The following is a 16,834-nucleotide window of genomic DNA, read 5'->3' as shown; positions in this document are numbered from 1 at the left end:
GCGCATACATCCTGACCGTCACCGCCGACTCGTCTGGAGTTCCCGATGCACCGCCGATCCCTGCTCACCGCCGCCCTCGCGACCCCCCTCCTCGGTGCCGCCACCGCGCAGTCCGCCCAGGCCGGTGGGGGGTCGCGGCGGGTGCTGCGCCGCTACGCCGCCGCGACCTGGCGGTCGATGGCCGCCATGGTCGACCCGGCGACCGGCCTGGCCGCCGACGACATCGCCGACGACCTGTCGCCCGCCTCCCGCGGGGCCCAGACCTCGCCGACGAACATCGGCGCCTACCTCTGGAGCACCGTCGCCGCCCGCGACACCGGGATCATCGACCGGGGCGAGGCGTGCCGACGGCTCGCGCAGACCCTCGACACCTTGCGCCGACTGGACCGGCACGAGCAGAGCGGGCAGTTCTACAACTGGTACTCCCCGACGACGGGCGAGGTCCTCACGACGTGGCAGGCCAGCGGTGACGTCGTGAAACCCTTCCTGTCCACGGTCGACAACGGCTGGCTCGCGATGGCCCTGCTCCTCACCGCGCGGGCCGAACCCCGTCTCGCCCGGGCCGCCGACGCGCTGCAGACGCCGATGGACTTCGGGTTCTACCACGACGCCGCCGAGAACGGCCCCGGCGGGCAGTTGCGCGGGGGATTCTGGGACGAGGACCCCCATGAGGACGCGGCCGTCGTGGGGAACTACCGCGGCGGGAAACCCGTCTGGTACACCGGCCACCACTACGGGGCCTTCAACACCGAACCCCGGATGGCCTCCTACCTCGGCATCGCCGCGGGTCAGATCCCGGCCGCGCACTACTTCGGGACCCAGCGGACGTTCTCGAACGAGAACTGCGACTACGACTGGACCGAGACGCGACCCGAGGGGTTCTGGGCCGAGCACGAGGGTCAGCGCGTCTTCGAGGGCGCGCTCCCCTACCGCGGGAAGCTCATCGTCCCGACCTGGGGCGGCTCGATGTTCGAGGCCCTCATGGTGCCGTTGTTCGTCCCCGAGGAGAAGTGGGGCAGGCGCTCCTGGGGGGTGAACCACCCGCTCTACGTCCAGGGTCAGATCGAGCACGGCCTGGACGAGGCGAAGTACGGGTACTGGGGTTTCTCCCCCTCGAACGACCCGGCCGGCGGGTACCGCGAGTACGGCGTCGACCAACTCGGCCTGGACGGCCCCGGCTACACCTCCGACGAGGAACGCGCCACCGTGGACCAGGCGTTCGCGGGGTGCCGCGCGGGCGGTGCGGTCCCCACCGGGTACGGCGACGGCGTCGTCACGCCGCACGCCTCGTTCCTCGCGCTGCGCTACGCCCCGGACGCGGCGTTGCGCAACCTCGCCAACCTCGAGGCGGACTTCGACTGCTGGGCCGACGGGGGTTTCCTGGACGCCGTCGCCGTCCGCAGCGGGCGGGTGTCCCGCCGCCACCTCGCCCTGGACCAGGGGATGGTCATGGCCTCGCTCGGGAACGCCCTCGCCGGTGACTCCCTGCGGAAGTACGTGAGCGAGGGCGCCTTCGCCCGAACGCTGAAACCCCTCATGCGGCAGGAGGTCTTCGCGAGCCGAGCGGCGGCGTGAACCGCGGGACGGACGACGCCGTCGGGGAGCGGGCCGAGGCGTCGACGTGCGCGGCTCAACCGAGGTGGGGCTCTGCACCCCGCACCCGGTCGCGCATCGGGGCCTCCGCGAAGTCCCGCACGGCGTCGACGAACGGCACTGCGGCCCGCCAAGGGATCTCGCGCTCCGCCCGGGCGGAGGACGCGGTGAGGTGCCGGACGTCGCCCAGGCGGTACTCCCCGGTCACCACGGGCTCCGGACCACCGCAGACCCGGGCGAGGGTCCGGGCGAACTCGAGGATCGTGCGCGGGGTCCCACTGCCGATGTTGAACGCCCGGAAACCCGGCGTCGTCCGGGTGCACGCCAGCGCGGCGAGGTTCGCCGACGCCACGTCCCGCACGTCGACGAAGTCGCGCAACTGCCCGCCGTCCTCGAAGACCCGCGGGGCGAGACCGGCCGCGAGGGAGCTGCGGAAGAACGAGGCCACCCCGGCGTAGGGGGTTCCCTGCGGCATGCCCGCTCCGAACACGTTGTGATACCGCAGGGCGAGGGCCGATCCACCCGTCTCGCGGACCCAGGCGGCGACGAGGTGTTCCTGGGCGAGCTTCGTGGCGGCGTACACCGTGCGGGGTTCCAACGTCACGTCCTCCTCGATCAGCACCGGTTCCAGCGGGTCGCCCGCCTCGTCCAGCGGTTCGAAGCGCCCGGCGCGCAGGTCCGCCACCGTGCGGGCCGGGGGCCGGACGACCCGGTCGCCGCGGCGGTAGGAACCCTCGCCGTAGACGACCATCGAGGAGGCCAGGACGAGACGGCCCACGCCCCGGCGGGTCATCGCCGCGAGGAGTTCCGCCGTCCCGGTCACGTTGGTGTGCGCGTAGTCCGGTGCGTCGGAGAGGTCGACCCCGAGACCGACCTTCGCCGCCTGGTGGCTCACCGCGTCGACGCCCTCGAGCGCCCGGTCCACCGCGATCGGATCGGTCACGGAACCCCGGACGACGTCGATCCCCTCGACCCGCTCGACCGGTTCGACGTCACCGGCGTGCACGTCGGGGCGCAGGTCGTCGAGCACCCGGACCCGCCACCCGCGGTCGAGGGCGGCCCGCACGACGTGCCCGCCGATGAACCCGGCCCCACCCGTGACCAGCAGGGTGCTCACGCGGCGAGCACCTTCGCCACGGCCGCGGGATCGATGAGTTCCCGTGGCGCGTAGTCCTCCGGCACCGCGGCCACGACGGCGCGCACCGCGGCGAGGATCCGCGGTGCGGCCGCCGCCATCCGCGCCAGCACCAGTGACGCGTCGGCGGTGTCCGGACCGGAACCCGCGTCTCGGTCGGTGATGAACGCGAGGTTCACCAGACCCACGTTGAGTTCCGCGGCGAGCACCGCCTCGGGGTACTGGGTCATGTTCACCAGGTCCGCACCCGCAGACCGGAACCAGGCCGACTCCGCGGCGGTCGAGAAGCGCGGCCCCTGGATGACGACGCTCGTCGCGGGCGACAGCGGCTGCTCCCCGATCCGGGCGAGCGCGTCGAGGGCGAGCGAACGCAGTTCCGGGCAGTAGGGGTCGGCGGCGGGCAGGTGCTGCACGGGCAGGCCGCGACCGTCGAAGAACGTGTCCGGCCGACCGTGGGTGCGGTCGATGAGCTGGTCCGGCACGGCGAACCGTCCCGGCGTGGCGTGCTCGCTCAACCCACCGACGGCGGCGGTCGTCACGACGGCCCGGACGCCCAGCGACGCGAGCGCCCAGAGGTTCGCGCGGTAGTCGATGCGGTGCGGCGGCAACGTGTGACCCTCGCCGTGCCGGGCGAGGAACGCGACCGGACGACCGCCGAGGTCACCGACCCGGACCGCTCCGGACGGCCGACCGTAGGGCGTGGTGACCTCCACACCGCGCACCTGCTCCGCGTCGGAGTCGAAGAACCGGTAGAGACCCGACCCGCCGATGACGGCGACACGAGGGAGTGGGCGGTTCACGAGACGACCTCCAGGGTTCGGTGCGGTGCGAGGGGACGGCGTCGCGCCCGCAGCAGCGAGGCGACGAGGACGAGGACGGCCGCGACCAGGACGACCGTCGGCCACCGGTCGGGCGAGAACACCCGGGCTTCGAGGGCCAGCGGGACGAGGAGCCACTCCGGCCGCCGGCTCAACGCGAGTCCGGGGACGAGCAGCAACGAGTACCACGGGTAGGTCGGGGAGACGATCAGCAGGACGGAACCCGTCAGCACGGTCTGCGCGGTCCACGGCCGGTCGGGGTCCGCGAGGCGCCAGGCCAGCACCGCGGCCAGGGCGAGCAGCAGGAGGGCGACGGTCGTCGCGGCCCCACCCGACAGGAACCCCAGGAGCACGAAGCGCCGTCCGCTGTCGTAGCCCTCCTCCGAGAGGTACCCCGGCAGGAAACCCAGGACCCCCCGGCCGGTCCAGACGACGTAGGGCACGTAGGACAGACCCACCGTCGCCGCGATCGACACGAGCAACGTCACCGGACGTCGACGCAGCAGCGGCGGGACGAGCAGCGCCGGCACGAACTTCGTGACGACCGCCAGCCCGAGCAGGATCCCCCCGAGGACCGTGCGCCGCCGACGGCCCCCCACCGCGAGCACGAGGGTCCCCAGCACTCCCGCCAGGCAGCCGAGGACGTCGACGTGGGCGTTGTTCACCGCCTCCAGCACGACGAACGGCGACCACCCCCAGCACGCGGCCCAACGGGGGTCGGTCCCCCGTCGCCGCATCGCCACGACGAGGACGGCCGTCACCGCTACGACGAGCACGAGCCCGGCGACCTGGAAGGGCAGGAACCGTGCGCTCACGGGGACCAGCGCACGCACCAGGGTGAAGAACCCCTGGGCGAACGGCGGGTAGATCGTCGGAACCCCGACGCGGTTCAACGCCGTGCACAGCGGATCACCGCTGGGAACTCCCGCTCCCGTGACGAACCGGCCACCGGGACACGGGCCCGCGGGGAACAACCAGGACGGTCGCCACCCCGCCAGGTCGTCCGCGGCCGGCACGTGCGCGTAGGGCGAGGTGCCGTGGCCCGCGACGATCCCGTCCCAGGCGTAGCGGGCGGAATCGGTGCTCGTCGTCGGCGCGGTGACGAGCCCGGCGAGGCCCAGCAGCGCAGCACCGCCGACGACGAGCAGACCCGTCCGGCGCAGGCCCCCCGGGAGGATCACCGCGGCGGCCGCCGCGAGAACGCCCCCGACGAGGACCGCGGACACCAGCCACGGCCCGCTGGGAGTCGGACCGAAGTAGCCGGAACGCCGTTCGGCCACCACGAGGGCGACGGCGGCGAGGGCGAGGAGAGTTCCGGACAGGGCGATCCGCACGTCGTCCATGCTGCCCCGCCCGAAGGCTCCACCGCTGAGGACGAGGGGACCTGTTCGCGGACCGTAAGAACTCGGCGCCCGCAGGGGTGAACCGCTGAGGACGATGGAACCCATGTCGAGAAGACTCCGGCTCACCCGGGCCGTCGAGGAACGCAGCGCGTGGATCCAGCGACAGCTGGACGCCCCCGCTCGTGACACCCGCTCGGCGGTCGTGCTCGGACGACTGCTCGGACTGGCGTTCACGATCTGCTTCCTCACGGGCCTCTACAGCCACTTCCTGCAGGACCCGCGACCCTGGATGCGGTTCCCGACGTGGCCGGCGAACCTCTACCAGCTCAGCCAGGGGATCCACATCACGACGGGGATCTCCCTGTTCCCGTTGATCGTGGCGAAGCTGTGGACCGTGTACCCGCGGTTGTTCGTCTGGCCTCCCGTGCACTCGGTGCTGGAACTGCTCGAACGGTTGTCGATCGCCGTCCTCATCGGCGCCGCCGTGGTCGAACCGGTCACCGGCCTGCTGAACACCTTCCAGTGGTACCCGTGGAGGTTCCCCTTCCGCAGCACGCACTACGCGCTGGCCTGGATCGTCGTGGGCAGCACGTTCGTCCACGTCTCCGCGAAGCTCCCCGAGATCGTGGCGCACTGGCGCGGAGGTTCCCGGTGAACGGGGAGGGGACGACGCGACGCGGATTGCTGATCGCCACCGCGACCGCGGTCGGTGCGGTCGTGGCCACCACGGCCGGGCAGAGCTTCGGGTGGTTGTCCGGGCTGAACGTCCTGGGCCCCCGGGTCCGCGGACGTGGCCCGCAGTCCCTGCCGGTCAACACGACGGCGGAGGAGGCCCGCGTCCTCGACGTCGCGAGCGCGGACACCTGGCGGCTGTCCCTCACGGGGCCGACGGGAACCCGGACGTTCAGCCTCGAGGACCTGCGGACCCTTCCGCAGACCGCGGTGGAGGTTCCGCTCGCCTGCGTCGAGGGCTGGTCGTCCAGCGCGGACTGGTCGGGTGTCCGGGTCAGCGACCTCGTGGGACTCGTGGGGGGCTCGACCACGGACTCCGTCCGCTTCCACAGCCTGCAGCAGGGCAGTCGGTACAGCGTCACGACGATGAGACCCGAGTTCGTCCGCGCGGAACGGACGCTCCTGGCTCTCGACCTGTTCGGGGAACCCCTCGACCTGGACCACGGGTTTCCCGCCCGGGTCATCGCCCCGGGGCGACCCGGTGTGCTGCAGACGAAGTGGATCGCTTCGATGGAGGTCCTGCCGTGATGCGTCGTGCCCGTTCCGTCCTGCTCCTGATCGGTCTGAGTCTGCTGGGGGTGGGCGCGCTGCACCTGACCCGGGCGCTGCACACCCCGGCGCAGTGGCTGAACCTGGGGCTGTGGCTGGCGGCGGCGGTCCTGGCCCACGACGCCGTCCTGGCGCCCGCCTTCCACGTGGGCGACCTGGTCCTGCGGCGGACCACGCACCGGGTGGGGGGTGCGGCGCGGACGGTGCTCCGGAGTTCCCTCCTCGCGGCGCTCCTGCTGACCGCGGTGGGGCTGGCGGAACGGCACGCCAGGGAACTCGGCCCGCGCAACCCCAGCGTCCTGCCGCTGGACTACGGCCGGACGCTGGTCGGGGTGTGGGTGCTCACCCTGCTGGTCTGCGCCGCGACCCTGCTCATCGACCGCGGTCGGGCCGGGAGCCGGGACTGAGCAGGGCGAACGAGCGGCCCGCCCCGTTCCAGCTGCGCACCACCCGCAGACCCGCGTCGCGGGCGTGGCGGGAGAGCGCCGGGGCCCCGACGACCGCCCACGGGAACAGCGTGGAGCGACCCCCGTCGTCCTCGAGCAGCACGTCGAGGGACCGGTCGACGGTCGGGTCGGGGGAACACTCCACGAGCACCCGGCCGCCGGGGGCGAGGAGTTCACGACACCGCCCCAGCAGGTCGGCCGGGCGACCACCGATCCCGAGGTTCCCGTCGAGGAGGAGCACGGTGTCCCAGCCGTCGGGCAACGGGCCGAACACGTCGCGGCGCAGCACCGGCAACCCGCCCGCCCGGGCCGCGGCGACGGCCGTCCGGGAGGTGTCCACCCCCAGGGCGGGTCGTCCGGCGCGCAGAGCGGCCTCGACGAGGCGACCCGGTCCGCACCCCAGGTCGAGGACCGTTCCCCGGGTCCGGGCGAGCGCGTCCAGGTCGGTGGCGTCGGCTGCCGCGCAGAACCGGGACACGTCGAGGGTCCCGAGGAGTTCCCCGTCGAACCCTCGCAGCGTCAGCGAACCGTGACGACGCTGCACCGCACGGTCGTAGGGTCCGGCGAAACCGCCGGCCGGCGAGCCGAGGGGTTCGGCGGTCACGACGCCGCCCGCAGGCTCTGCAGCACCGCGGCGAGCCGGGGAGAACCGGCGGCCGCCCGTGCGAGGTCCCCGACGGTGTCGACGTCGGTCATCGGCGGCAGGTCGAGGACCCGCAGCCCGCGCAGCCGGTCGCGCTGGTGCCGTCCCGTGTCCGCGCGGGACATGGGAACCCCCCGGACGAGTGACCCGTCGGGTTCGCGCAGACCGAGGGCCCAGAACCCGCCGTCGGTGGCGGGACCGAACACCGCGTCCACCGCGTCGGGCCACGTCGTGAGGGGTTCGAGAACGCGCGGGTCCAGGTGCGGAGTGTCCATCCCGACCAGCAGCGACGGACCCTGCACGCGGTCGAACAGTTCCGCGAGCCGCTCGTCGAGGTTGCCCGCGGGCTGGGGTTCGACCCGCCACCGCTCGCCCGTCCCGACCGGCGGGCGTCCGTCGAGGAACAGGACGTGGTCGTCGAAGGGCAGCGGAGCCAGCGCGACGAGGGTTTCCGCGAGGCAGGCCGCCGCGATCTCCGCGGCCTCGTGCGGGCTGAACGGTGGGCAGAGCCGCGTCTTGACCCGGCCCGGGAGGCACTCCTTGGCGATGACCACCAAGGTGGTCACCGGTCGGCCTCCGTCAGCCGACGGCTCATGTCGAGAGCGGCGGTCAGCGTTCCGCTCACGGTGCCCGTCACCTTCGACCGTCCGGCCCGAGGGCGGTACGCGACGTCGACCTCACGGACCCGCCACCCGGCCGCACCAGCCCGGAGCAGGAGTTCCAGCGGGTAGCCGCTGCGCCGGTCGCGCACCCCGAGCGCGAGCAGGTCGCGTCGCCGTGCCGCCCGGACCGGGGCGAGGTCGTGGACCGCCAGTCCCGTGCGCGCCCGGACCCGCGCCGCGAGGGCGGCGTTGGCGACCCGCGCGTGCCAGGGCCAGACCCCACGACCGAGCGGACGTCGCCGCCCGACGACGAGGTCGCTCTCCCCGGCCGCCACCGGCAGGACCCACCCGGGGGCGTCAGCGAGGTCGATCGAGCAGTCCGCGTCGCAGACGACGACGAACTCGGCCGTGGCCGCGAGCAGCCCGGCGTGGACCGCGGAGCCGTACCCGCGGACGGGTTCGTCGACGACGAGGGCCCCGAGCGCCCGCGCCACGTCCCCCGAGCCGTCGTTCGAGGCGTTGTCGACGACGACGGCGCGGAAGCCGGCGGGCAGGGCGCCGAGCACCTGCGGCAGGGCCGCGACCTCGTTCCAGCAGGGCAGCACGACGTCGACCTCAGCGGTCGCACGGGGAGACATGCTCAGCACGCTAGGCAGCGCTCGCCGGCCGGGGGGCCGCCAAACCTTACGAACCGGGGACGACCTCGGTTCCGCCCCGCGGAACCGGGGTCGGCACCCGACCCCCGACCTAGCATGACGGGATGGAACCCCGCGACGCCGCCGTCCCCGCCGAGGAGGATCTGCGCGACCGCCGGGTGCTCGTCGTCGAGGACGACCCGACGGTCCGGGAGGTCGCCGAGGAGTACCTGCGTTCAGCCGGACTGCTCGTCGACACCGCACCGGACGGGATCGCGGGGCTGCGCCAGTTCACGCGGACGCCACCGGACCTCGTCGTGCTGGACCGCATGCTGCCCGGACTCGACGGGGCCACCGTGTGCCGGCGGATCCGTGAGACGTCGCGCACCCCGATCATCATGCTCACCGCCCTGGGGGACGTGGAGGACCGCATCGACGGCCTCGAGGCCGGCGCGGACGACTACCTGGCGAAACCGTTCTCCCCGCGGGAACTCGTGCTCCGCGCCCGGTCGTTGCTGCGCCGCAGCGTGGCGCGCAACAGCCCGCAGACCCCGTTCGAGGTCGGCGCCTTCGGGCTCGACGTCTCCCGTCGCACCGCGAGCCGCGACGGAGTTCCCCTGCCGTTGTCGGTCCGGGAGTTCGACCTGCTGGCGTTCCTGCTCAAGCACCCCGACCAGGTGTTCAGCCGGGAGCAACTGCTGCGCGAGGTGTGGCAGTGGAGTTTCGGGGACCTGTCCACGGTGACCGTCCACGTCCGCCGGGTGCGGGAGAAGATCGAGGACGACCCGACGTCGCCGCGCCACCTGCTGACGGTGTGGGGCGTCGGGTACCGCTTCGACGCGGTGGGCGCCGCGTGATCCCGTCCGGCGACCTCGTGCGCATCCTGGTGACGGCGGTGGGCGTCGCCCTGCTGACCGGTGTGGTCACGCTGTTCGCGCTGCACCTGCTGCGTCGCAGTGCCGCGGTGGTGCGGCTCCTGGTCCTGGCGACGGGGTTGGCGGTGTCGACCGCGGCCGCGACGCTCGCCATCGGCGCGCAGATGTACCTCTCCGGCCACGACCTCGTCGTCCTCTGCTGGGTCCTCGGGGCGTCGTCGCTGTCCGGGCTGGCCGTGGCCGCGGTGCTGGGGACGCGCACCGCCCGGGCCACCGACCGGTTCCGCCGCGACCTCCGTGCCGTCGCCGAGGGGCAGGTCGTGACCGCCGAGTACGAGACGGGGGAGTTCTCGAGGTTGTCCGGGGAACTCGCCGAGACGTCCCGGAAGCTCGAGGCCGCCCGCACGGAGGTCGCGGCGCTCGACGCCTCCCGCCGTCGGCTGGTGGCGTGGATCTCCCACGACCTGCGCACCCCGTTGGCCGCGCTGCAGGCGATGGCGGAATCGCTGGAGGACGGCGTCGCCCAGGACCCCGCCCGTTACCACCGTCAGATCCGGGGCCAGGCCGAGGTCCTGACCGGAATGGTGGACGACCTCTTCGAACTCTCCAAGATCCAGTCGGGAACGCTGCGCCTGCGTCCGGAGACGATGTCGCTCTACGACCTGCTCAGCGATTCCGTCGCCGACCTGCACCCCGTCGCCGTGGCCCGCGGGATCACGTTGCGCGAGTCCCGCACCGGCGACCTCACGGTCCGCGGTGATCCGCGCGAACTCTCCCGGGTGCTGAACAACCTGCTGGTGAACGCCATCCAGCACACCGAGGAGGGCGGGGAGATCCTCATCTCCGCCTGCGAGGCCCCCGAGGACCACGTCGTGCTGTCGGTCACCGATTCCGGGGGCGGGATCCCCGAGGAGGACCTGGCCCTGATCTTCGACGCCGGCTGGCGGGGAACCCCCGCCCGCACCCCGACCGGACCGACGTCGGAACTCACCGGCTGGACCAACGGTGCCGGTCTCGGCCTGGCGATCGTCAAGGGCATCGTCACCGCCCACGCCGGCCGCGTCAGCGTGGCGAACGTGCCCGGCGGCTGCCGCTTCGACGTCCTCCTCCCCCGCTGGAGCGACGGGCGAACAGTTTAGTCAACTTAATTGACAGTCAACGTGTTGGACTGTAACCCTGGAGTGCATGACCACCTCATCGCACGACCACCCCCACCCCCACCCGCGGACCGACGAGGCCACGCACGACGACTGGTGGCGGAACGTTTCGACGTCGGCCCTGCTGCGGGCCGGGTTCCGCAGCTACGGCGACGTCGTCCGCACCGCGCTCGCCGAGGCCGGCTTCGACGACCTGCCCCGCAACGGTGCCTACGTCGTCGGCGCAACCGCCAGGGGCTCGCTCACGATCCAGCAGCTGCCGTCGGCGCTCGGGGTGACCAAGCAGGCCCTCAGCCAGTTGCTCGACGCCCTCGTCCTGCGCGGGTACGTGGAGCGAGCGCCCGACCCGAGGGACCGGCGCCGGTTGCTCCTGACCCTGACCGACCGGGGAGTGCAGGTCGCCGAGCTGGTCGAGGAGTGCGGCCGACGCACCGACGCGGCCCTGGTCGACATCGTCGGCGGCACGGAGGCGCTGGACACCGCGCGACGCGTCCTGGGGGCGATGACCACGATCCCCGCCGACCTGCTCACAGCCCGGTGAGGACCGGGCGGCGCCGAGGGGGCGCGCCTGATCCGTCTCGTGGTCCCGCGGGGGCTCCCGGCAAGATCACGGAGGGGGTCAGCGGGCGTCGCGGGTGTCGCGGACGACCTGCGGGGCGGGGGCGGCGGGGGCGGGCTCGGGCAGGGGCGCGGCGGCGGGCTGCTGGGCGGCGGTCTGGAGGAACGGCACGGGGGTCTGCCCGTTGGGCTCCTCGAAGACCTGCACGACCCACAGGCGACCGTCGCCGGACCGCACAGCACCGAGGCCGACGACGCTCACCTCCGGGCGGAGGATGTTCGCGCGGTGGCCCGGGGAGGCCATGAACGCACCCGCGAGCTGGTCGCTGTCGGCGCCGACGCCGACGTTCTCGGCGACGAGGGACCAGCCGTGCAGCTGCGAGGACAGTTCCGGGTTGTGGTGCAGGTTCGCCTCGTCGGCCATCCGGAACGCCCAGTCGGTCGCGACCCGGTTCGCCTCCTCGGTGAGGCCGAGGGCGGGCAGACCGGCCTGCGCACGGGCCGCGTTCACGAGTTCGTAGGAGCGCCAGGCGGAACCCCCGTCACCGGTGACCGACGTCTCCGCCTGTGCGGCACCGGCTCCCGAGACGGCACCGGCGACGGCAGCGATGAGGGCGGTCAAGCCCAGGACGCGGGAGCGGCGGGACGTGCGGGCAGTGGTGTCCACGGGGACCTCCGGGCGGTGAGGGGGCGTCGAGCGGGGGGGTGGCTCCCTCACTGCCTCGGCCGTGACCCCCGAGACCTGTAGCCCGATCGGGCGACCCGTCGTGACGCTCCGTCGACGCTTCAGTCCGCCGTTGAGCCGGCCGATGTCGGCGTGTGCGGGACCGCCCGTCCCTGGTCCGGGATCCCCCGGGCGCGCTGCCGCTCGGCGGTCCCGGCGCTCCAGGTGGCCCCGGCGCTCGCCGCGACGACGAGCACGATCCCCACCGCCCCGGCGGCCGTCACGGCCTGACCGAGCAGCGCCCACCCCGCCAGCGAGGCGATGACGGGTTCGAGGCTGAGCAGGACGCCGAACGTCCGCTGCGGCATCCGGCGCAGGGCCGCGAGCTCCAGCGAGTACGGCACGACGGAGGCCATGACGGCCGTCCCGAGCGCCAGCCACCAGCCGTTCGGCGCGGTCACCGCCTGCACCGCACCGGGGACACCCACCGGAGCGAGGACCAGCGCCGCGACCACCGTGGCCACGGCGAGCCCGCCGTGGCCCGGCACGACCTGCCCCAGCCGCGCGCCGGTCCGGATGTAGGCCGCCCAGAACGCCCCTGCGAGCAACGCGAACCCGACGCCGACGAGGTCCAGACCGCCGCTGTGCGACTCCCCGGCGACCCCGAGGACGCCGACCCCGGCGAGCGCGAGGGCCACCCAGACGAGGTCCCGGGCGCGGCGACTCGTCACGGCGGCGAGGGTCAGCGGGCCGAGGAACTCGATCGTCACCGCGGTCCCGAGGTCGACGCGGGTCAACGCGGTGTAGAACGACAGGTTCATCCCGGCCAGGGCGAGTCCCAGGGCGATGGACGCCTTCCACTGCACCGCGGTCCACCGGCGCACCCGCGGGCGGACGACGAGGAGCAGGACGAGCGCCGCGAGACCGAGCCGCAGGAACGTCGTCCCGGTGCTGCCGCCGAGGGCGAAGAGGTGGACCGCGAGAGCGGCGCCGATCTGCAGCGAGGTGCAGGAGCCGAGGACGAGGAGGACCGAACCCACGGCTCCACTGTCACCGACCTCTGACCGTCCTGTCCAGCGAACCTCTCCGGGCGGTACCGTTCAGTTCTCCTGATGATTGGGGTCGTCGTGCTGGACGTGCACCGGTTGCGCCTGCTGCGCGAACTCGACCGCCGCGGCACGCTCGCCGCCGTCGCCGCAGCCCTGAACTACAGCCCGTCCGCGGTATCGCAACAGCTGTCCCTGCTCGAGGCCGAGGCGGGCGTCGTCCTGCTGGAGAAGCTCGGTCGCGGCGTGACGCTCACCGCGCCGGCCCGCGTGCTGGTCGGGCACGCCGACGCCGTCCTGGCGCAGCTGGAGCGCGCCGAGGCGGACCTCGCCGCCCTGCACGACGACGTGACCGGGACCCTGCGGGTCGCGAGCTTCCAGTCGGTGCTCTTCGCCCTCGTCCCGGCCGCCCTCACCCTGCTGGCGCGGCAGCACCCCGCGCTGCGCGTGGAACTGAGTCAGCAGGAGCCCGAACCGGCGTTCTCCCGGCTGGCCGCGCACGACGTCGACCTGGTCCTCGGGGAGGAGTACCCGGGCTACCCGCAGCGGCGCGGCGGGGACACCGACGACGAGGACCTGCTGCTGGACGAACTCCGGCTGGCCCTCCCCCGCACCGGCCCCTGGTCGCAGGCGCGCCGGCTCGCCGACGTGGCCGACGCCCCGTGGGTCGTCGAACCCCGGGACACCGAGCCCGGGCTGTGGAGCCTCGCGGAGTGCCGGCGCGCGGGTTTCGAGCCGGACGCTCGGATCAGCAGCCCCGACGTCCTGCTGCACGTGCACCTCGTCGAGACGGGTCACGCGGTCGCGCTGCTGCCGGACCTCGCCTGGGCCGGGCGCCGACCGCAGCTGCGTCTGATCGACCTGCCGGGTCACCCCGCGCGACGGTTGTTCACCCGGGTCCGTCGCGGGGCCGCGGGACGACCTGCGGTGCAGGCGTTCCGGCGAACCCTGCGGGAGGCGGCGCTCAGCGCCGCGGGCGGCCCGAGACCCTGACGTCGCCGCCGACGAGCGCGACGTCGTCGACGTCGAGACCGATCGCGTCGGTGATCGTGGTGATCGCCGTCCCGGCGAGGGCGTGGGACCCCGACCCGAGGAGCGTCGGCGCGACGTAGGCCGTGACCCGGTCGACCAGCCCGGCGGCGAGGAAGGCCCCCGCCAGCGTCGGACCGCCCTCGAGCAGCACCGAGACGATCCCCTTGCCGTGCAGGTCGTCGAGGAGTTCCGCGGGGGTCGCGGCGGTGGAGACCAGGGTCGAGGCGGCCGCGTCGTGGACCTTCGCCGTCGCCGGCACCCGTCCGCGGCGGTCGAGCACGACGCGCAGCGGCTGGCGCGGCGACGACGTCCCGTCGGGTTCGCGCGCGGTGAGGTCCGGGTCGTCGGCCAGCACCGTCCCGGAACCGGCGACGATCGCGTCGACGCGGCGGCGCAGGTCGTGGACCTGCTCCCGCGATTCCACGGAGGAGATCCAGCGGCTCGTCCCGTCGACGGCCGCGGAACGCCCGTCCAGGGTCGCGGCGAACTTCCAGGTGACGTGCGGACGGCGCGAACGGGCGGCCGTGAGCCAGGCCTCGTTGACGCGTTCCGCCTCGGCGGCGAGGACCCCACCGGTCACCTCCACGCCGGCCGCGCGCAACCGCTCGGCACCGCCCCCGGCGAGAGCGCCGGGATCCGGGACGGCGAACACGACACGGGCGATCCCCGCGTCCAGCAGCGCCTGCGCGCACGGGCCGGTGCGACCCGTGTGGTTGCAGGGTTCCAGCGTCACGTACGCGGTTCCCCCGCGGGCGCGTTCGCCGGCCGCGGCGAGCGCGTTCACCTCCGCGTGCGGGCCACCCGCCCGTTCGTGCCAGCCCTCGCCGACGACGTTCCCGTCGACGTCGAGGACCACGCACCCGACGACCGGGTTCGGGCTGGTCGTCCCCAGACCCTTCGCCGCGAGTTCCACGGCCCGTCCCACGAACCGCCCGTCGAGGGGCGACATCAACCGGCCAGGTCCAGGGTGTGCGCGGTGTGGTCGCGCTTGGCGCGCAGGTAGCTCGCGTTCGCCGCCGAGAGGTGGACGCCCGTCGGGACGCGGTGTTCCACCGCGATGCCGTGCGCGGCGAGCTGGTCGGCCTTGTCGGGGTTGTTGCTGAGCAGGTTCACCCGGTCGACCCCGAGTGCGCCGAGCATCTGCGCGGCGACGGTGTAGTCGCGCTCGTCCTCGCCGCGACCGAGGGCCAGGTTCGCCTCGTAGGTGTCGAGTCCGCTGTCCTGCAACGCGTACGCGTCGAGCTTCTCGTAGAGACCGATGCCGCGACCCTCCTGGCGCAGGTAGAGCAGGAACCCGCCGGAGGTGGCGATGCGTTCCACGGCCTCGCGCAACTGCGGACCGCAGTCGCACCGCTCGGAACCGAAGACGTCGCCGGTCATGCACTCGCTGTGCGGGCGGACGAGCGGGGTTCCCTCGTGGTAGTTCCCCAGCCCGAGGGCGAGGTGCTCCTTGCCGTCGACCAGACCGGTGAAGGTGTGGACCCGGGCCGTGGTGCGGTACCCGTCCGGGAAGCGCAGCGGGACGACCACAGCGGTGCGGACGGCGGCGAGCTGGGTGTCGTTCATGGTGGTCTCCTCGCCTCAGACGACCTGGAGGGATCGCTTCGCGAAACCCATCTGGAAGTCGTCGATGGTGGTGGTGGGGACGGCGGTCGGGTCGGCCGCGACGCCCAGGGTGATGAAGAGCGGCGTGTAGTGCTCGACGGTCGGGTGCGCGTACGGCATGCCGGGCGCACGGTGGTAGTCCGCGAGGGTGTCGACGTCGCCGCGCGACAGCGCTTCGGCGACCCAGCCGTCGAACTCCCGCGACCAGTTCGGAACCTGGTTGTGCAGGAACATCTCCCGCGTCGCGAACTGCAGACCGTGGGTCATGAACCCTGAACCGACGACGAGAACTCCTTGTTCCCGCAACGGCTTCAGCCGCGCCCCCAGCGCCATCAACCGGACCGGGTCGTGGGTGGGCATGCTCAGCTGCAGGACGGGGACGTCGGCGGCGGGGTACATGACCTTCAGCGGGACCCACGCGCCGTGGTCGAGTCCGCGGCCGCCGGCGACGTGGAGGGGTTCGTCGTCGGGCATGAGCGCCGCGACCTGGTGGGCGAGCGCCGTCGCGTCCGGGGTCTCGTAGGTCATCTGGAAGTAACGCTGGTGGAACCCGCCGAAGTCGTAGACGAGCGGGGTGCCGGCGGCGGGTGAGCTGAGCAGGGCCCGCTCGGACTCCCAGTGGGCGCTGACGATGAGGATCCCCGTCGGACGGGGCAGGGACAGCGCCCAGTCGGAGAGCTGGCGGATCCACAACGGGTCGTCGAACACGGGCGGAGCCCCGTGGCTGAGGTAGAAGGCAGGCATCGGCCCGTCGTCGGGGGTCCAGGACCGCTGGGCGCGGACGGCGTCCGCCGAGCGGATCAGGAAGTCGTCGAACGCACCTCCCGGTACGGCCGGGTTCATGATCGACACGTTGGACTCCCGTTCTCGGTGACTTGATGCTTCAATCGACAGTAGACCGAGGAACTTCAAGCGTCAACAACTGGAGGGTGATGGAACCCGAATGGCTCGACGAGACCGAGCAGCAGGCCTGGCGCCGGCTCGCCGGCCTCTTCACCGTGCTGCCCGCCGCCCTCGACGCCCAGCTGCAGCGCGACGTCGGCCTGACCCACTTCGAGTACGGGGTGCTGTCGGCGCTCTCGGAGGCCCCGGACCGGACCCTGCGGATGGGGTGCCTGGCCGGGATGGCCAACGGATCGCTCTCCCGGCTCTCCCACGTCGCCGGCCGGCTCGAGAAGAAGGGCTGGCTCAGTCGCCGTCCCGACCCCACCAACGGCCGCTACACGCTGGCCACCCTGAGCGAGTCGGGGTGGGAGAAGGTCCTCGAAGCCGCGCCCGGCCACGTCGACGCGGTGCGCCGCGCGGTCTTCGACGCCCTCACGAAAGCGCAGGTCAGCCAGCTCCACGAGATCGGTGAGCGGGTGCTGCGATCGGTGGAAGCCGCGCGCGACTCCTAGCCCG

Annotated in this window: 20 protein-coding genes; 9 read left to right on the top strand and 11 right to left on the bottom strand. The window is 73.2% G+C overall.

Annotated features, from left to right (window positions below; translation table 11 throughout):
* Window positions 1-45 precede the first annotated feature (45 nt).
* On the top strand, window positions 46-1,575 hold the full coding sequence (locus OG218_RS14550; RefSeq protein WP_328293943.1) for a glucoamylase family protein: 1,530 nt from the start codon (window positions 46-48) through the stop codon (window positions 1,573-1,575).
* Window positions 1,576-1,630: 55 nt separating this feature from the next.
* Here OG218_RS14550 and OG218_RS14545 read toward each other — a convergent pair whose 3' ends face one another.
* From OG218_RS14545 to OG218_RS14535, 3 genes are read right to left on the bottom strand one after another with little or no spacing between them, the layout of a single operon-like run.
* Window positions 1,631-2,710: an NAD-dependent epimerase/dehydratase family protein gene (locus OG218_RS14545; RefSeq protein ID WP_328293942.1), complete on the bottom strand. Its 1,080-nt coding sequence runs from the start codon at window positions 2,708-2,710 to the stop codon at window positions 1,631-1,633.
* Window positions 2,707-3,528 carry an S-methyl-5'-thioinosine phosphorylase gene (locus tag OG218_RS14540; RefSeq protein WP_328293941.1) on the bottom strand — a complete coding sequence of 274 codons (822 nt, stop codon included), beginning with the start codon at window positions 3,526-3,528 and terminating at the stop codon, window positions 2,707-2,709. Before OG218_RS14540 ends, OG218_RS14545 begins: the two co-directional genes overlap by 4 nt.
* A complete protein-coding gene (locus OG218_RS14535) occupies window positions 3,525-4,994 on the bottom strand; it encodes a glycosyltransferase family 87 protein (RefSeq protein WP_328293940.1) in 1,470 nt (489 codons plus the stop codon). Before OG218_RS14535 ends, OG218_RS14540 begins: the two co-directional genes overlap by 4 nt.
* Between OG218_RS14535 and OG218_RS14530 the strand changes: the two genes are divergently transcribed.
* The 3 genes from OG218_RS14530 to OG218_RS14520 are packed head-to-tail and all read left to right on the top strand — an operon-like array spanning window position 4,993 to window position 6,577.
* Window positions 4,993-5,544: a cytochrome b/b6 domain-containing protein gene (locus tag OG218_RS14530; RefSeq protein ID WP_328293939.1), complete on the top strand. Its 552-nt coding sequence runs from the start codon at window positions 4,993-4,995 to the stop codon at window positions 5,542-5,544. The genes OG218_RS14535 and OG218_RS14530 overlap by 2 nt on opposite strands.
* On the top strand, window positions 5,541-6,149 hold the full coding sequence (locus OG218_RS14525) for a molybdopterin-dependent oxidoreductase (RefSeq protein WP_328293938.1): 609 nt from the start codon (window positions 5,541-5,543) through the stop codon (window positions 6,147-6,149). Before OG218_RS14530 ends, OG218_RS14525 begins: the two co-directional genes overlap by 4 nt.
* On the top strand, window positions 6,146-6,577 hold the full coding sequence (locus OG218_RS14520; protein WP_328293937.1) for a hypothetical protein: 432 nt from the start codon (window positions 6,146-6,148) through the stop codon (window positions 6,575-6,577). The genes OG218_RS14525 and OG218_RS14520 overlap by 4 nt, the downstream gene beginning before the upstream one ends.
* Here OG218_RS14520 and OG218_RS14515 read toward each other — a convergent pair.
* From OG218_RS14515 to OG218_RS14505, 3 genes are read right to left on the bottom strand one after another with little or no spacing between them, the layout of a single operon-like run.
* On the bottom strand, window positions 6,543-7,220 hold the full coding sequence (locus OG218_RS14515) for a class I SAM-dependent methyltransferase (RefSeq protein WP_328293936.1): 678 nt from the start codon (window positions 7,218-7,220) through the stop codon (window positions 6,543-6,545). The genes OG218_RS14520 and OG218_RS14515 overlap by 35 nt on opposite strands.
* The gene (locus OG218_RS14510; protein WP_328293935.1) at window positions 7,217-7,825 is read right to left on the bottom strand and encodes a TIGR04282 family arsenosugar biosynthesis glycosyltransferase; all 609 of its coding nucleotides are present in this window, start codon (window positions 7,823-7,825) and stop codon (window positions 7,217-7,219) included. Before OG218_RS14510 ends, OG218_RS14515 begins: the two co-directional genes overlap by 4 nt.
* Window positions 7,822-8,499 (bottom strand): glycosyltransferase family 2 protein, encoded by a 678-nt coding sequence (locus OG218_RS14505; protein ID WP_328293934.1) that lies wholly within the window; start codon window positions 8,497-8,499, stop codon window positions 7,822-7,824. Before OG218_RS14505 ends, OG218_RS14510 begins: the two co-directional genes overlap by 4 nt.
* Window positions 8,500-8,621: 122 nt before the next feature.
* Here OG218_RS14505 and OG218_RS14500 point away from each other — a divergent pair, with 122 nt between their 5' ends.
* The 3 genes from OG218_RS14500 to OG218_RS14490 are packed head-to-tail and all read left to right on the top strand — an operon-like array spanning window position 8,622 to window position 11,069.
* The gene (locus OG218_RS14500; protein ID WP_328293933.1) at window positions 8,622-9,353 is read left to right on the top strand and encodes a response regulator transcription factor; all 732 of its coding nucleotides are present in this window, start codon (window positions 8,622-8,624) and stop codon (window positions 9,351-9,353) included.
* Window positions 9,350-10,510, top strand: a complete 1,161-nt coding sequence (locus tag OG218_RS14495) for a sensor histidine kinase (protein WP_328293932.1) — start codon at window positions 9,350-9,352, stop codon at window positions 10,508-10,510. The genes OG218_RS14500 and OG218_RS14495 overlap by 4 nt, the downstream gene beginning before the upstream one ends.
* Window positions 10,511-10,556: 46 nt before the next feature.
* The gene (locus tag OG218_RS14490) at window positions 10,557-11,069 is read left to right on the top strand and encodes a MarR family transcriptional regulator (RefSeq protein ID WP_328293931.1); all 513 of its coding nucleotides are present in this window, start codon (window positions 10,557-10,559) and stop codon (window positions 11,067-11,069) included.
* Window positions 11,070-11,147: 78 nt separating this feature from the next.
* On the opposite strand, the gene OG218_RS14485 is transcribed toward OG218_RS14490, so the two are convergent.
* Window positions 11,148-11,753 (bottom strand): CAP domain-containing protein, encoded by a 606-nt coding sequence (locus OG218_RS14485; protein ID WP_328293930.1) that lies wholly within the window; start codon window positions 11,751-11,753, stop codon window positions 11,148-11,150.
* Between the two features lie 119 nt (window positions 11,754-11,872).
* A complete protein-coding gene (locus OG218_RS14480) occupies window positions 11,873-12,790 on the bottom strand; it encodes an EamA family transporter (RefSeq protein ID WP_328293929.1) in 918 nt (305 codons plus the stop codon).
* Window positions 12,791-12,877: 87 nt separating this feature from the next.
* Here OG218_RS14480 and OG218_RS14475 point away from each other — a divergent pair, with 87 nt between their 5' ends.
* A complete protein-coding gene (locus OG218_RS14475; protein ID WP_442906501.1) occupies window positions 12,878-13,789 on the top strand; it encodes a LysR substrate-binding domain-containing protein in 912 nt (303 codons plus the stop codon).
* Here the strand turns inward: OG218_RS14475 and ribD are convergent.
* The 3 genes from ribD to OG218_RS14460 are packed head-to-tail and all read right to left on the bottom strand — an operon-like array spanning window position 13,761 to window position 16,276.
* Window positions 13,761-14,777, bottom strand: coding sequence for a bifunctional diaminohydroxyphosphoribosylaminopyrimidine deaminase/5-amino-6-(5-phosphoribosylamino)uracil reductase RibD (gene ribD, locus OG218_RS14470; protein WP_328293927.1), 1,017 nt, complete (start codon window positions 14,775-14,777; stop codon window positions 13,761-13,763). The two genes, OG218_RS14475 and ribD, sit on opposite strands and share 29 nt — an antisense overlap.
* A complete protein-coding gene (locus tag OG218_RS14465) occupies window positions 14,777-15,394 on the bottom strand; it encodes a GTP cyclohydrolase II (protein ID WP_328293926.1) in 618 nt (205 codons plus the stop codon). Before OG218_RS14465 ends, ribD begins: the two co-directional genes overlap by 1 nt.
* 15 nt (window positions 15,395-15,409) lie before the next feature.
* Window positions 15,410-16,276 (bottom strand): dioxygenase family protein, encoded by an 867-nt coding sequence (locus OG218_RS14460; protein ID WP_328296243.1) that lies wholly within the window; start codon window positions 16,274-16,276, stop codon window positions 15,410-15,412.
* A gap of 89 nt (window positions 16,277-16,365) precedes the next feature.
* Here OG218_RS14460 and OG218_RS14455 point away from each other — a divergent pair, with 89 nt between their 5' ends.
* Window positions 16,366-16,830, top strand: a complete 465-nt coding sequence (locus OG218_RS14455) for a MarR family winged helix-turn-helix transcriptional regulator (RefSeq protein WP_328296242.1) — start codon at window positions 16,366-16,368, stop codon at window positions 16,828-16,830.
* The last annotated feature ends 4 nt before the right edge of the window (window positions 16,831-16,834 follow it).

The sequence above is a fragment of the Kineococcus sp. NBC_00420 genome, from assembly GCF_036021035.1.
GTDB lineage: Bacteria > Actinomycetota > Actinomycetes > Actinomycetales > Kineococcaceae > Kineococcus.
Note: the sequence above shows the minus strand (reverse complement) of the source record. Positions and strands in the feature narration are given on the sequence as shown.